Source organism: Klebsiella grimontii (assembly GCF_042137965.1).
Classification (GTDB): Bacteria; Pseudomonadota; Gammaproteobacteria; order Enterobacterales; family Enterobacteriaceae; genus Klebsiella; species Klebsiella grimontii.
The window spans coordinates 62,375-75,695 of record NZ_CP169721.1 but is presented as its reverse complement, the minus strand read 5'-3'; the positions used below and the strand labels follow the sequence as shown (position 1 = coordinate 75,695).

General features: G+C 60.3%; 16 protein-coding genes. 7 read left to right on the top strand and 9 right to left on the bottom strand.

The window, feature by feature from the left end:
* Window positions 1-78: 78 nt before the first annotated feature.
* A complete protein-coding gene (locus ACE3MN_RS00375) occupies window positions 79-684 on the bottom strand; it encodes a shikimate kinase (protein WP_024359690.1) in 606 nt (201 codons plus the stop codon).
* Between the two features lie 185 nt (window positions 685-869).
* Here ACE3MN_RS00375 and ACE3MN_RS00370 point away from each other — a divergent pair, with 185 nt between their 5' ends.
* From ACE3MN_RS00370 to ACE3MN_RS00355, 4 genes are all read left to right on the top strand, one after another.
* Window positions 870-1,337 carry a DUF3237 domain-containing protein gene (locus ACE3MN_RS00370; RefSeq protein WP_049087047.1) on the top strand — a complete coding sequence of 156 codons (468 nt, stop codon included), beginning with the start codon at window positions 870-872 and terminating at the stop codon, window positions 1,335-1,337.
* A 112-nt stretch (window positions 1,338-1,449) separates the two neighbouring features.
* A complete protein-coding gene (locus ACE3MN_RS00365) occupies window positions 1,450-2,457 on the top strand; it encodes a zinc-binding alcohol dehydrogenase family protein (protein ID WP_375364224.1) in 1,008 nt (335 codons plus the stop codon).
* Window position 2,458: 1 nt separating this feature from the next.
* The gene (locus ACE3MN_RS00360) at window positions 2,459-2,761 is read left to right on the top strand and encodes a putative quinol monooxygenase (RefSeq protein WP_029669864.1); all 303 of its coding nucleotides are present in this window, start codon (window positions 2,459-2,461) and stop codon (window positions 2,759-2,761) included.
* A 159-nt stretch (window positions 2,762-2,920) separates the two neighbouring features.
* The gene (locus tag ACE3MN_RS00355; RefSeq protein ID WP_024359686.1) at window positions 2,921-3,970 is read left to right on the top strand and encodes an NAD(P)-dependent alcohol dehydrogenase; all 1,050 of its coding nucleotides are present in this window, start codon (window positions 2,921-2,923) and stop codon (window positions 3,968-3,970) included.
* Here the strand turns inward: ACE3MN_RS00355 and ACE3MN_RS00350 are convergent.
* Together ACE3MN_RS00350 and ACE3MN_RS00345 are read right to left on the bottom strand one after the other, a co-directional pair.
* Complete coding sequence (locus ACE3MN_RS00350; RefSeq protein ID WP_082237939.1) at window positions 3,967-4,920, bottom strand: GlxA family transcriptional regulator; 954 nt, start codon at window positions 4,918-4,920, stop codon at window positions 3,967-3,969. The two genes, ACE3MN_RS00355 and ACE3MN_RS00350, sit on opposite strands and share 4 nt — an antisense overlap.
* Window positions 4,921-4,934: 14 nt before the next feature.
* Window positions 4,935-5,714: an MBL fold metallo-hydrolase gene (locus ACE3MN_RS00345; protein WP_221026828.1), complete on the bottom strand. Its 780-nt coding sequence runs from the start codon at window positions 5,712-5,714 to the stop codon at window positions 4,935-4,937.
* A 169-nt stretch (window positions 5,715-5,883) separates the two neighbouring features.
* On the opposite strand from ACE3MN_RS00345, the gene ACE3MN_RS00340 reads away from it, so the two are divergent.
* Window positions 5,884-6,438: an NUDIX hydrolase gene (locus ACE3MN_RS00340; RefSeq protein ID WP_375364223.1), complete on the top strand. Its 555-nt coding sequence runs from the start codon at window positions 5,884-5,886 to the stop codon at window positions 6,436-6,438.
* Here ACE3MN_RS00340 and ACE3MN_RS00335 read toward each other — a convergent pair.
* The 4 genes from ACE3MN_RS00335 to ACE3MN_RS00320 form a co-directional block, all read right to left on the bottom strand.
* Window positions 6,430-7,290: a DMT family transporter gene (locus tag ACE3MN_RS00335; RefSeq protein WP_375364222.1), complete on the bottom strand. Its 861-nt coding sequence runs from the start codon at window positions 7,288-7,290 to the stop codon at window positions 6,430-6,432. The genes ACE3MN_RS00340 and ACE3MN_RS00335 overlap by 9 nt on opposite strands.
* A gap of 24 nt (window positions 7,291-7,314) precedes the next feature.
* Complete coding sequence (gene nlpA / locus ACE3MN_RS00330; RefSeq protein ID WP_004137625.1) at window positions 7,315-8,124, bottom strand: lipoprotein NlpA; 810 nt, start codon at window positions 8,122-8,124, stop codon at window positions 7,315-7,317.
* Between the two features lie 260 nt (window positions 8,125-8,384).
* Window positions 8,385-8,855, bottom strand: coding sequence for a DUF1348 family protein (locus ACE3MN_RS00325; RefSeq protein ID WP_064343351.1), 471 nt, complete (start codon window positions 8,853-8,855; stop codon window positions 8,385-8,387).
* Window positions 8,855-9,481, bottom strand: a complete 627-nt coding sequence (locus tag ACE3MN_RS00320; RefSeq protein WP_049087017.1) for a pyridoxamine 5'-phosphate oxidase family protein — start codon at window positions 9,479-9,481, stop codon at window positions 8,855-8,857. The genes ACE3MN_RS00325 and ACE3MN_RS00320 overlap by 1 nt, the downstream gene beginning before the upstream one ends.
* A 102-nt stretch (window positions 9,482-9,583) precedes the next feature.
* On the opposite strand from ACE3MN_RS00320, the gene ACE3MN_RS00315 reads away from it, so the two are divergent.
* The gene (locus ACE3MN_RS00315) at window positions 9,584-10,498 is read left to right on the top strand and encodes a LysR family transcriptional regulator (protein WP_004133154.1); all 915 of its coding nucleotides are present in this window, start codon (window positions 9,584-9,586) and stop codon (window positions 10,496-10,498) included.
* Here ACE3MN_RS00315 and ACE3MN_RS00310 read toward each other — a convergent pair.
* On the bottom strand, window positions 10,495-11,991 hold the full coding sequence (locus tag ACE3MN_RS00310; RefSeq protein WP_024359680.1) for an MDR family MFS transporter: 1,497 nt from the start codon (window positions 11,989-11,991) through the stop codon (window positions 10,495-10,497). The genes ACE3MN_RS00315 and ACE3MN_RS00310 overlap by 4 nt on opposite strands.
* 80 nt (window positions 11,992-12,071) lie before the next feature.
* Here ACE3MN_RS00310 and ACE3MN_RS00305 point away from each other — a divergent pair, with 80 nt between their 5' ends.
* Window positions 12,072-12,719, top strand: a complete 648-nt coding sequence (locus ACE3MN_RS00305; RefSeq protein ID WP_004133150.1) for a TetR/AcrR family transcriptional regulator — start codon at window positions 12,072-12,074, stop codon at window positions 12,717-12,719.
* Between the two features lie 148 nt (window positions 12,720-12,867).
* Here the strand turns inward: ACE3MN_RS00305 and ACE3MN_RS00300 are convergent, their stop codons facing one another.
* Window positions 12,868-13,284: a GNAT family N-acetyltransferase gene (locus tag ACE3MN_RS00300; RefSeq protein ID WP_004133148.1), complete on the bottom strand. Its 417-nt coding sequence runs from the start codon at window positions 13,282-13,284 to the stop codon at window positions 12,868-12,870.
* Window positions 13,285-13,321: the final 37 nt, after the last annotated feature.

The following is a 13,321-nucleotide window of genomic DNA, read 5'->3' as shown; positions in this document are numbered from 1 at the left end:
CGGCGCCTTGCCCGGCCTACGCGATCCGGGATTATCTTTAGGCCTGTGCAACTCCCACAGGGCTGTGTTGCAAGATGCTTAGTTATACAATCCCAGCTTCTGTGATAGTTCACTCAGCTCACGCATCGCCTCCAGGCTTTTTTGTTTCCGCTGTTCCGCAGCCACCTTCTCCCGCACCAGCTCAGCCACCCTCTCCGGCTCCTCAGACGAAACCACCCGGCAATCGTCTAATGCACAATATTCCCTAAAGCGCTGGCGGAACTTCATCTCTTCTTTTTCTCTGACCAGACCAAAGCCGCGCATCAGCTGGCGCGCGACCACGATGCGCGTAGCGATATCGATATCCTCTGAAGGCAATAGCAGGATGGAATACCCGGACTGCCGCACAAGCTGCCGATTCCCCGCGACAATCTCCGGGCAGACATCGGTGGCAAGAAATCCCGAGGAGAGCACCACCACTCGTTTTTTATGCGGATTCTCCGCCAGCAGGCGAGAGCATAGCGCGGCGTTATCACGCACATAGCGCTCGTATCCATTGCGCTGAATATATTGGCGAATATTTAAAAGCTGCTCGCAAAATTCGCTATCGAGATCGATAAACCGGTAGTTCATCGCCTGCGCCAGCAGCGCTCCAACCGTGCTTTTTCCCACCCCGCCGGGGCCAATCAGAAATAGCGTATTCATCTTTACTCCTCGCGTCCGTGTGAAAGCATTATGTCAGCAGAATACGCCAAATAATGCCGCGATCGCGGCCGTTTTTGTTCACTCCCATCTCCCCAGCCAATCATTTCCATCCAATGTTTGCGTTATTCCCTTCACCTTTAAATCCTTACACTAACGGGATAACGTGGCTTAAAAGGAGACCAATGATGACACCCGAACTCAAACACAGCTTCTCTATCACCATTGAGGTCGACAAACCGGTCATTGTCTCCCGCAGCCCGCAGAGCGGGAAACGTCAGCTGATCCCTATCCTCAGCGGAATCGTACGCGGTGAGCTCAACGGCCACGTCTTACCCGGCGGCGTCGACAGCCAGATCATCGAGCCTGACGGCACCTGCCGCCTCTCCGCGCGCTATGCATTACACGTGGAAGAAGGCACGGTATACATCGAAAACAACGGCATTCGCCGCCTACCCGAAGAGTACAAAGAACGTCTTTTCGGCGACGATATGCGATTTTTTAGCGATATTCCGCCGGAATCTATCTATTTTCGCACCGTACCGACTTTTGAAGTGGATACGCCGGCGCTGCGCTGGCTCACCACCTCGCTGTTTATCTGTTCCGGCGGCCGCACGCAGGACGGCGTGATGCTCGATTTTTATCGCGTCCGCTGATTTTCACTTTTTCAATATAACTGTTATCGCCGTCGGGCCATGTTTCCCCCGCCTGCCGCGGTCTATCCTCAATACATTCAAACGATGAACCTTATTCAAAACCGGAGAGTGTATGAAAGCGATCGCCATTACTCGCGCAGCGACCGAAGGCAGCAATATTCCTTTTTTAACCGACATCGAGCTGCCGCAGCCGGTTGCCGAGGAGCATGACCTGCTGGTTGAAGTGAAGGCCATTTCCGTCAACCCGGTGGATACCAAAGTCCGCGCCGGGTTTAACGCCGATACCCCACGTGTGCTGGGCTGGGACGCAGTCGGCGTGGTGAAAGCCGTCGGCAGCGCGGTGACGCTGTTCGCCGCGGGAGATGAAGTGTGGTACGCCGGCGCGCTGGGTCGTCCGGGCAGCAACAGCGAATTTCAGTTAGTGGACGAACGCATCGTCGCCCGCAAACCGCGTTCGCTGGATAACGCCTCCGCCGCCGCGCTACCGCTCACCGCCATCACCGCCTGGGAGCTGCTGTTCCACCGCCTTGGCGTAGAGGAAGGCGGCAACGCGGGCGACACGCTGCTGATCGTCGGCGCGGCGGGCGGCGTCGGTTCGATACTGACCCAGCTCGCCAGCAAGCTGACCGGCATGACGGTCATTGGCACCGCCTCGCGTGCGGAAAGCCAGAAATGGGTACGGGAAGCGGGGGCGCATCATGTTATCGATCACAGCAAACCGCTCGCCGACGAGCTGGCGCGGATTGGCGTTAAAGCGGTGACCCATGTCGCCAGCCTGACCAATACCGACCAGCACTATCCGCAGCTGATCGCCGCTCTCGCACCGCAGGGCAAGCTGGCGCTTGTTGACGACCCGGAAACCCTCGACGTCGTGCCGCTGAAGGCAAAAAGCATCTCCCTGCACTGGGAATTTATGTTTACCCGCTCGATGTTCGCAACGCCGGATATGATCGCCCAGCATCAGCTGCTGACCCGCGTGGCGGCGTTGATAGACGACAACACCATTAAGACCACCCTCGGCGAGCACTACGGCGCCATCACTGCCGCCAACCTGCAAAAAGCGCACGCGCAGCTGGAAACCGGGCGTTCGGTGGGCAAAATCGTGCTGGAGGGCTTTTAAGATGAGCAACGAAGCGATCTCGATTATCGCAGTGCTGAAGGCAAAGCCGGGCCAGCAAGATGCGCTGCGGCAAGCCCTGCAGGCGCTGCTGCTGCCGACGCGTCAGGAGCCGGGCAACCTCGATTATGCCCTGTTTCAGCTGCGCGACGCGCCGGATACGTTCTATATGCGCGAATCCTGGCGCAATCAGGAAGCGCTGGACGCGCATGTCGCCCTGCCGCACTTCCAGAATTTTATCGCGCAGATGAATAACCTGCTTGCCGAACCGCTGCGGCTGGATTACCTGACGCCCGTCGCACCCTGATATTTTCTGCACTCCGTTTACGGGGGTGAGCCCATCTTTAACCCTTTGAGCTCTCCCCCACCCATCGCGCCTCAACCAGGCTACGCTTGATCCTGCCGCTCAAAAAACGCTCTCCCCCCTCCGTTTTATTCAACGCCGTTATGTAGAAGAGGTTTTGCTATGCAGATCAACGCTATTGGAACGAACTCGGCCAGCCAGCCGCTGGGGTCTATGGCCATCACCCGCCGCGAACCGGGGCCGGACGATGTGCAGATCGCCATTGAGTATTGCGGCGTCTGCCACTCGGATGTACATCAGGCGCGCGCCGAATGGGCCGGAACGCTCTATCCCTGCGTGCCGGGCCATGAAATCGTCGGCCGGGTGACCGCCGTGGGTAGCCGGGTCTCCGGGCACGCCGTGGGCGATCTGGTGGGCGTTGGCTGTATGGTCGACAGCTGTAAAGAGTGCGAGGAGTGCCGGGACGGGCTGGAAAACTACTGCGACCATATGGTGCTCACCTACAACGGTCCGACGCAGGACGCGCCCGGCCACACTTTAGGCGGTTACTCCCAGCAGATCGTCGTTCATCAGCGCTACGTGCTGCGCGTCCGCCATCCCAAAGAGCAGTTGGCCGCCGTCGCGCCGCTGCTGTGCGCGGGCATCACGACTTACTCGCCGCTGCGCCACTGGAACGTCGGCCCGGGTAAGAAAGTCGGCATCGTTGGCATCGGCGGACTGGGGCATATGGGCATCAAGTTGGCCCACGCCATGGGCGCCCACGTGGTGGCCTTTACCACCTCGGAATCCAAGCGTGACGCGGCGCGGGAGCTGGGCGCGGACGAAGTGGTGGTCTCGCGCAATGAAAACGAAATGGCCGCCCATCTGAAGAGCTTCGACTTTATCCTCAACACCGTGGCGGCGCCGCATAACCTCGATGCCTTCACCACGCTGCTCAAACGCGACGGCACCATGACGCTGGTGGGCGCGCCTGCCTCGCCGCATCCCTCGCCGGAAGTCTTTAATCTGATCTTCCGCCGCCGGTCAATTGCCGGATCGATGATCGGCGGCATTCCGGAAACCCAGGAGATGCTCGATTTCTGCGCCGAGCACGGCATCGTCGCCGATATTGAGCTGATTCGCGGCGACCAGATTAACGAGGCCTGGGAACGAATGGTGAAAGGCGACGTAAAATACCGCTTCGTCATCGACAGCGCCACGCTCGGCGGCTAAGCCCCGCGGCGAAAGGTGCGCCGCCACTCCGCCGGGCTGACGCCAAAGCGCGCTTTAAACTGCTGGCGCCAGGTCACGGCGGAGCGATAGCCCACCTCCTCCGCCACCTGCCCGACCGGTAAATCCCCCGCCTCCAGCAGGTGCTGGCTGCGCCGCAGGCGCTCGGCGGCCAGCCAGTCGGCGATGCCCATCCCGGTCGCTTTGGCGAAATGGCGGGTCAGGGTCCGGCGGCTCATCGCCGCCACCTGCGCCAGCGAGTCGAGATTATGCGGTTCGCGAATGTGCTGCTGAAGATACTCAAGCAGGCCGTTTATCCGCGCGTCGCGGGTGTTTTTCGGTACCGGCTGGGCGATAAACTGCGCCTGGCCGCCCTCACGGTGCGGTGGGACGATCATCCGCCGGGCGATCTGATTGGCGACAAGGCTGCCAAAGCGCTGGCGAATGAGATACAGGCAACAGTCGAGCGCCGCCGCGGTACCCGCCGAGGTGATCATCCCCTCATCGTCAACGTACAGCGCGTTGATATCCAGCCGCACCTGCGGAAACAGGCGCTGAAAATCCTGCTCAAACTCCCAGTGGGTCGCCGCGCGCCTGTCGTCCAGCAGCCCGGCGTAGCCGAGTACAAACGCCCCGAGGCACAGGCCGACGATCTGCGCGCCGTTATTGCGCGCGCGAACCAGGCCGTCCAGCAGCGACTGCGGAGGGCGCTGATTTACCGCCCCCCAGTAGGGCACCACCACGATATCCGCCTGCTCCAGGAGGGAAAAATCGCCGCTGGCGTTCAGCGCGAATCCATCGCGGGCGCTCAGCAGCCCGGGCCGTTCGGCGCAAATATGCAGGTTAAAGCGTTTGGTTTCCGAGACCGTATCGCCAAATAGCATACAGGGCACCGAGTAGTGGAACGGGCTAAACCCGTCCACCGCCACAATCGCCACTTCCGTGAGTTTCATCGCCCGCTCCGCTTTTAAAAGACCATACTTTCCCCATCCTGAGGGATACTGACCGCCTCGGCAATCTGATTGTCAGCCACGTACTGGCGCAGCTCATCGCGGCTGAGCAGACAGTGGTTCACCGCTTCCAGATGGCTGGCGACGATTTTGGCCTCCGGCAGGGTGAAGTGCGCCTTCAGCACATCCTCTTTGCCCATGATGATCGGCCCAAAACCGATGACGTGCGCATACCCGGCATTCAGCACCACCACGTCAGGGCGCAGCCTGAGCATGTCGGCTTCCACCTCATCGCGCCAGATAGTATCCCCTACCAGCCACAGAGTTTTCTCCTGCGGATGGCGCAGCACCACGCCGCAGGCTTCGCCCAGGCGCTCGGCCATTGCCGGCACCGCATAGGTGCGGTCGCTGCCGTGCTGGCCCGAGGTGGTTTTCACCAGCGAAACGTCTGCAAACGTGCTGTCCTCAGAGAGCAGACGAATATCGCGAAAGCCCTGGCCGCGCAGCAGCTGAGCGTCGGCGTCATGCTGGACGTAAACAGGCAGGGTTTTGGGGATCGCGGCGATCGCCGCCTCGTCCCAGTGATCATCATGGGTGTGGGTGACGATAACGGCATCCACGTCAACGATCGCTTCAATGGAAAAAGGTAATTCCACCAGTGGGTTACGCAACTCGCTGCGCGCGGTACCGGCGAAGCCCGCCCAGGCGCCCTTGGCTGAAAGCATCGGGTCAATCAAAAATTTTTTACCCGCATATTCAATAAGCTGGGTAGCATTACGCACATGGGTGATTTTCATGATGTTCATTCCTCTTCGCGGTTATCTGGCGAACATCGTACGTCCCACAAGCCTGGCGCAATATGGGCGTTTGGGCAATGAACGATGAAATCGGGCCAATCTGCGACGGTTGCCATCGGCTCCCGGCTATGGTGTGCTGAACGCTCAACTTTGAGGAACAGTGGCTACGATGAAAAAGAAACTCACCTCCGCCGATATGCACGATGTCGAGGTTCTGGCAGACACCCCATGGTTCAGCATGCGCAAGGTCGGGATTGATATGGCGCCCGGCGATCGGCGGGATTTTTACTCCATTCACTATCCTCGCCCGGCGGTGGGAATTGTGGCGATGCAGGATGACAAAGTGCTGCTGATTCGCCACTACCGCTACCTGATAGACCAGGTTGTGTGGGCGATTCCTTCCGGCGGCGTCGACGAAGGCGAAGACCCGCGCGAGGCGGCCGTGCGCGAGCTGCGGGAAGAGACCGGCTGGCAGGCGCAGCGCGCCGACGAAATTATCCGCTATAACCCCTCCTACGGCAGCAGCGACCAGCTATTTATTACCTGGCTGGCCCACGATTTAACCTGGGTGGGAATGGATGAAGATCAGGACGAAGTGATGGAAACGGGCTGGTTTACCCTCGAAGAGATAGGCCAGCTGATCGCCCGCGGCGAGATGCCGGACGGGCTATCGCTGGTACCGCTGCTGCATCTGATGGCGCAGCGGCGCATCGGTTTAGCGTAGCGGCTTCAGCATCCGCCAGCGGAACCACAGCTGAGCGACGAGGATCAGCAGGCCGCCGATAATTTTCTGCAGCGGTAGCTGTTCGCCGTACCACAGCGCGGCGGCAATCACCGTCAGCAGCGGTTCCAGCACCATGATAATCGCCGCGCTGGCGACCGCCGCGTACTTCTGCCCCTTCATTTGCAGGCCGAAGCGCAGGCTGGTGGCGATAACGATGCTGGCGAGCAGCCAGCCGAAAGTCGGCAGGGTAAACGGCTGGCTCCAGCTTTCAACGGCGGCGGAGATCCCCAGTCCGACAATGCCGGTAATGCCGAGCTGTACGGTGGTCAGCGGGATCAGCGGCACCTCGCGGGCGCTTTTGCTGGTGTAGCAAAACCAGATCGACTGCACCAGCGCGGTCAGCAGAAACCAGCCCTGGCTGGGGTGAAACGCAATCGGCATATGCAGGCTGAGTAAGCCGAGACCGACAACCGCAATCGGCAGACACTCCCAGTAGGCCCGCGCCGGCCGCGCCTTTATCATCACCCAGGCGGTAAGCGGCACGAACAGCATCGACAGGCTCATAATGAACGCCCCTTCGCCCAGCGACGGGGTCGTCGATACCGAGTAGATCCACAGGCACAGGTTGAGCGCAAACCACAGGCCGCTGATAATCATGCGCGGCCAGTGCTGCCTCTCGACGCGCAGGCCGCGACAGAAAGGCAGCAGCAGCAGCGCGGCGAAGAAAAAGCGCAGGCCGAGGAAAGCGAAAACCGGCATGCCAGCAATCGCTTCACGGGAAAAAATCCATCCGCAGGCGGCGATAACCGTCGCGGCTATGAGCAGCAAATCAGCCTGGCGTTGCCGGGTCATCGCCACGTCTCCTTGTGTGAAAAATTACCAGCCGGGCACCGCGCCGCCGTTGAAGATCGTCTCCGCCGCCTTCGCCACTTCCGGCGACTGGTAGGAGTGGATAAACGCTTTCACGTTTTCCGCGTCTTTGTTGTCTTCGCGGGTCACGATGATATTCACATAGGGCGAGTTTTTATCTTCAATAAAGATACCGTCGCGCACCGGGGAAAGGCCCGTTTGCTGCAGGTAGGTGGTGCTGATGATCGCCACGTCGACCTTCGGGTCGTCGATGACGCGCGGCAGCTGCGCTCCTTCCAGCTCCATAATTTTCAGGTGATGCGGGTTGTCGGTGATATCGACCGCCGTCGGCAGCAGGCCGGTGCCCGCTTTAAGGGTAATCAGCTTCTCCTGCTGCAGCAGAAGCAGCGCGCGGCCCAGATTGGTCGGGTCGTTCGGAATGGCGATGGTCGCGCCGTCTTTCAGATCGGCGACGGATTTTATTTTGCGCGAGTAGCCCGCCATCGGGAAGACGAAGGTGTTGCCCACCGCCACCAGACGATAGTTGTGGGCTTTATTATCCTGTTCGAGGAACGGGCGATGCTGAAAGACGTTGGCGTCCAGATCGCCAGCGTTAGTGGACTCATTCGGCAGCAGCGAGCCGCTAAAGCCCACCAGCTCGACGTCGAGGCCATATTTCTCTTTGGCCACTTTCTTCGCCACTTCCGCCACATCCTGTTCCGCGCCGTTAATGACGCCGACTTTAATGTGCTTCGCATCGCTGCCCTTCTGGTCGCAGCCCGCCAGCAGCAGACCCGCCAGCACCACGGCGGCGGCTGTCCGTAAACGCAATTTCATTGTTATAACCCCGTCAGTCCATAGAAAATCGTTATTATTTTTCGTCTGAAACTATAACGACTTTAGGGCGAGGTTTTAAACGCAAAAACCGCAACCGGAAATAAAATCATCTTCCGCCTTTCTCCCGGGGGCGGCGCAATGCGCCTGCCCGGGCTACGGGTTCACCGTCGGCTGCGATCGCGTAGCCCGGACAGGTGCGCAGCGCCGCCTCCGGGGATCTCTTCAACGGTGAGGTTCATTCCGCAGAACGGGGACGCGCCTTACAGCCCCAGCTCGCTCAGCCCCGGGTGATCGTCCGGGCGACGGCCCTGGGGCCAGTGAAACAGACGCTCGCTCTCGGTGATGGGCAGATCGTTGATGCAGGCGTACCGCGTCTGCATCAGTCCGTGCTCGTCGAATTCCCAGTTCTCGTTGCCGTAGGAGCGAAACCAGTTGCCGCTGTCGTCGTGCCACTCATAGGCAAAGCGTACCGCAATACGGTTATCGCTCCACGCCCACAGCTCCTTAATCAGCCGGTACTCCTGTTCTCTACGCCATTTGCGCTGCAGGAAGTCGATAATCTGCGTTCTGCCGTGAACAAATTCGCTGCGGTTGCGCCATTCGCTCTCGACGGTATAGGCCAGCGCGACCTTAGCGGCATCGCGGCTGTTCCAGCCATCTTCAGCGGCACGGACTTTTTGTGCGGCGCTCTCGCGGGTGAACGGCGGCAGAGGCGGACGTTGTTCGGTCATCATGAATCTCCTGTATGAATACGCTGCTGCAGGCGCTGATTTTCCCGCTCCAGTTCGTCAATACGCTGTTGCAGCGTCTGGCTATACTCCGCCACCTGCTGAGCGGTGTAGCGGGGAGTAATATGCTGGGGGCAGTTCCAGTCAAAAGCCTGCAAATGAAAACGGTAAATACGCTCAATCCGGGCCCGATAGTTCTCCGGCGCGACCCGCGCCAGCAGCTGCGGGTCGGCATCCGCCGCCACCACCTCTACGGTGGCGTAGATTTTCAGCCTGGCACGGCGCGGGTAATCCATCAAAAACAGACAAGCCCGATCGCTGCCGCGCAGGTTGCCGGTGGTGATGTACTGCCGATTACCGGAAAAATCCGCCATCGCCAGGGTGGTGTCATCCAGCAGATGCAGAAAGCCCGCCGGGCCGCCGCGATGCTGAATATAGGGCCAGCCGGTTTGCGAAAGGGTGGCCAGATAGAAGCTGTCGCGGGTGGCAATCATCGCCTCCTCGCTGGCGCCGAAGCGCTCACCCCGGCGCTGGCGATGCGGCGACTGCCACAGCTCATCGCTGCCCATTTCATGCTGGACAGCCATCACGTCCGGCGTCATGGCGATATCAAGAAATTCTGCTGGCATAGGTCCTCCCGATGCGTTGCGGCGTAACTCATCATGGACTGTGCAGGCAGAAAAGATAATAGTGGCAATATGACAATCATCTTTCCGAAAAACGGGATAATTATGGACCGACTCAGCGCGATGGCGTTGCTGGTGAAAGTGGCCGAACTCGGCAGCATGTCGGCGGCGGCGCGGGCGTTAAATATGCCCCTGACCACCGTTAGCCGCCAGGTTGGCGAACTGGAAAATACCCTCGGCGTGCGCCTGATGATCCGCACCACCCGCAAGCTGACGCTGACCGATACCGGCGTCGATTATGTCGCCGCCGCGCGGCGCATTCTCGAAGAGGTGGAGAACGCCGAGCGCCAGGCGGCGGGCGAATATCAGGAGCCAAAAGGCGAGCTGGTTCTCTCGGCGCCGACCATGTTTGGCCGTCAGCATGTTTTACCGGTGGTGACGGATTTTCTCGCCCGCTACCCGCAGATTCGCGTCCGTTTACTGCTTAGCGACCGCAACGCCGATCTGGTGGGCGATCATATTGATTTAGCGGTACGGATCGGCGCGCTACCGGACAGCGGGATGGTGGCCACCCGGCTGGGCGAAATGCGCATCGTCACCTGCGCGCACCCGGCCCTGCTGGAAAAGCACGGCATGCCGCAACGCCCGCGCGAGCTGGCCGCGCTACCGATCGTTCGTATTGAATCGCCGATGCCTTATCGCGGCTGGCGCTTTAACGCCGAAGAGGCGGAGGACCGGCTGGTGGCGCTGCAGCCGGTGCTGTCGCTGACTACACCCGAAAGCGCCGCCGACGCCGCCCGTCTGGGGGCAGGCGTGGCGCGCCTGCTGCACTACCAGGCGATTGACGGTCTGGCCTGCGGCGAGTTGACGCTTTTCCTGCAGGCGATGGAACCAGAGCCTGCGCCGGTGCACCTGCTGTACACCTCCCGGGATCTGGCTCCGCTTAAGCTGCGTAAATTCATCGATTTCGCCGCGCCGGCTCTGCGCCAGGCGCTGTTGCGTATCGCCGCCGCCGTCTAGCGTGCGCCGGTTTTCAGCGGCGCTTCTTTCAGTAGCCAGGAGAGCGCAAACGCCACCGCCATAATGCAGGCTGCCATCAGAAACGCCGCATGGATAGCGGACCCGAAGGCGTCCAGATAATCGAGGCGGATCTCCGCCGGGAGATTCTGTACCGCCGCCGGGTTCAGCGCCCTCGGCAGCTGTGCCCCTTCCGGTAGCAGGCGCAGCAGGTTGCTTTGCAGCACGTGGGTAAATACCGCCCCGAACAGCGCCACGCCGATAGAACCGCCAATCGATCGAAACAGCGTGACCCCGGAGGTCGCCACGCCGTACATCTGCGCGGGCATCGCGTTCTGTACCGCCAGCACCAGCACCTGCATCACCAGCCCCAGGCCCGCCCCCAGCACGCCGGTAAACAGATACAGCTGCCACATCGCTGAGTGGATGGTAATGCGCGTCAGCAGCACCATGCCGACCACCCCCAGCAGGGTGCCGATAATCGGAAACACCCGATACTTACCGGTACGGCTGATAATGCGCCCGCTGATGATTGACGTCAGCAGCAGGCCGCCCATCAGCGGGATCAGCTGCAGGCCCGCCTCGGTCGGCGTCGCCTCTTTGACCACCTGTAAATAGAGCGGCAGGAAGGTCACCGAGCCGAACAGCGCCATGCCGATCACAAAGCCAATCAGGCTGCACAGCAAAAAGCTGCGGTTGCGGAACAAGGAGAGCGGAATAATCGGCTCGCTGGCCAGCCGCTCTTCATGAATAAAGCCGATAATCCCGACCAGGCCAAAAGCCAGAATGCACCACAGCTGCGGGTCGCTCCACGCGCGGACGCTGCCGCCCTCGGAGGTAAAAAGGATGATGCACAGCAGCGCCATGCTGAGGTAGATCGCTCCCAGCCAGTCGATCTGGTGCTGGCTACGCTTGTTGCTGCTGTGAAAGACCGCGCCGATCACCAGCAGCGCAAACAGCCCCAGCGGCAGGTTGATATAAAAAATCCAGCGCCAGGAGGCGTGCTGTACCAGGAAACCGCCGATTAACGGTCCGATCACCGTCGCCAGACCAAAGACGCCGCCGAATAACCCCTGATAGCGGCCGCGATTCGCGGGCGGGATGACGTCAGCCACCGCCGCCATGCTGATCACCATCAGGCCGCCGCCGCCCAGCCCCTGCAGGCCGCGCATCAGCACCAGTTGGGTCATATTTTGCGCCAGCCCGCAAAGAACGGAACCGGCAAGAAACAGCACAATCGCCACCTGCAGAACGACTTTTCGCCCGAAGAGATCGCCGAATTTGCCGTACAGCGGTACCGCGATGGTCGAACTCAGGATATAGGCGGTGACCACCCACGAGAGTTTATCCAGACCGCCAAGTTCGCCGACAATGGTCGGCAGCGCGGTGGAGACGATGGTCTGATCCAGCGCCGAGAGCAGCATCACCAGCAGCAGGGCGCTGAAGAGCAGGCGGATCGAGGGCACCGCCGGTTGGCTGGCGATTTCAGATGTCATAGCATGACTCGCTTGAAATTAATTAAATGCATAATTAATATTTAGGGAAATGATGAATCTGGTCAAGGGATCGCCACAGGATGTCAGCACAAAAAGACAATGAAGCCCCGCGTCGCCCCGGTCGCCCGCGCGGGCAGAAATCCGGCCCCGCCAACCGCGAACAGCTGATGGATATTGCCCTGGCGCTGTTTGCCCGCCACGGGATCGCCCGCATTTCGCTGAACGCCATCGCCAAAGAGGCGGGGGTAACGCCCGCGATGCTGCACTACTACTTCAGCTCGCGCGAAGCGCTGGTGGAAAAGCTGATCGAGGAGCGCTTTATGCCGCTGCGCAGCGAAATCGGGCAGATTTTTGTCGCGCATGGCGACGATCCGGTCACCGCTTTTACGCTGCTAATTGAAACCCTGGCGGCCATGGCGGAGAAAAACGCGTGGTTCGCGCCGCTGTGGATGCAGGAGATCATCGGCGAGATGCCGGTGCTGCGCCAGCAGATGCACGCGCGTTTTGGCGATGAAAAGTACCATAAGATGCTGGAGACGGTGCGCCGCTGGCAGCAGCAGGGCAAGCTTAATCCGGCGCTCTCCCCAGAGCTGCTGTTTACCACGCTGATAAGCCTGGTGCTGGTACCTTTTTCCCGCACCCACACCGATCCGCGGCTGCAATCGGTGGACAAGCAGATGATTGTCAGCCATGCCCTGGCGCTGATAGGCAGCGGGATCGGCGGCTAATTCTCCCCGGCTCGCGCTGCGCTTAGCCGGGCTACAGGTTTACAACCGTCTGCGATCCGGGGGATACAATCCGGTTCACTGCCGCCTGCATTCGGGTAGCCCGGACAGGCGCACAGCGCCGCCTCCGGGAGGTCTCCTGGGGGCTGCTTTACAATACTTTCGACAAATAATGGCGCTGCATACCCACGTGCGGGAAGTCCGGCAGCGACATGTGCAGCTGATAGCCCAGCTTCTGGTAAAACGGCAGCGCCTGGAAGCTGAACGTATCCACCAGCATATGGCTGCAGCCGCGCTCCCGCGCCTGGGATTCCGCTTCATGCATCAGCTCGCTGCCGAGGCCGCTGCCGCGCGACGCTTCGCTGACCCACAGATACTCAATACACAGCCAGCTGCCCTTGCGTTTGGCAATCAATCCCCCGCGCATCTCGCCAGCAGCATCGCGTGAATAAACGCCCAGCTCGCCGAACTGGGCTGGGTCAAGAAAGCGCAGATTGAATTCCCGCAGCCCCGTCAGCAGCTCTTCTTGATCGGCGGGATTAATGTTCTCTGTTATTATTAATGTCATTGATTATCTCCATCTTTTATTTTTCATAGACCATTCA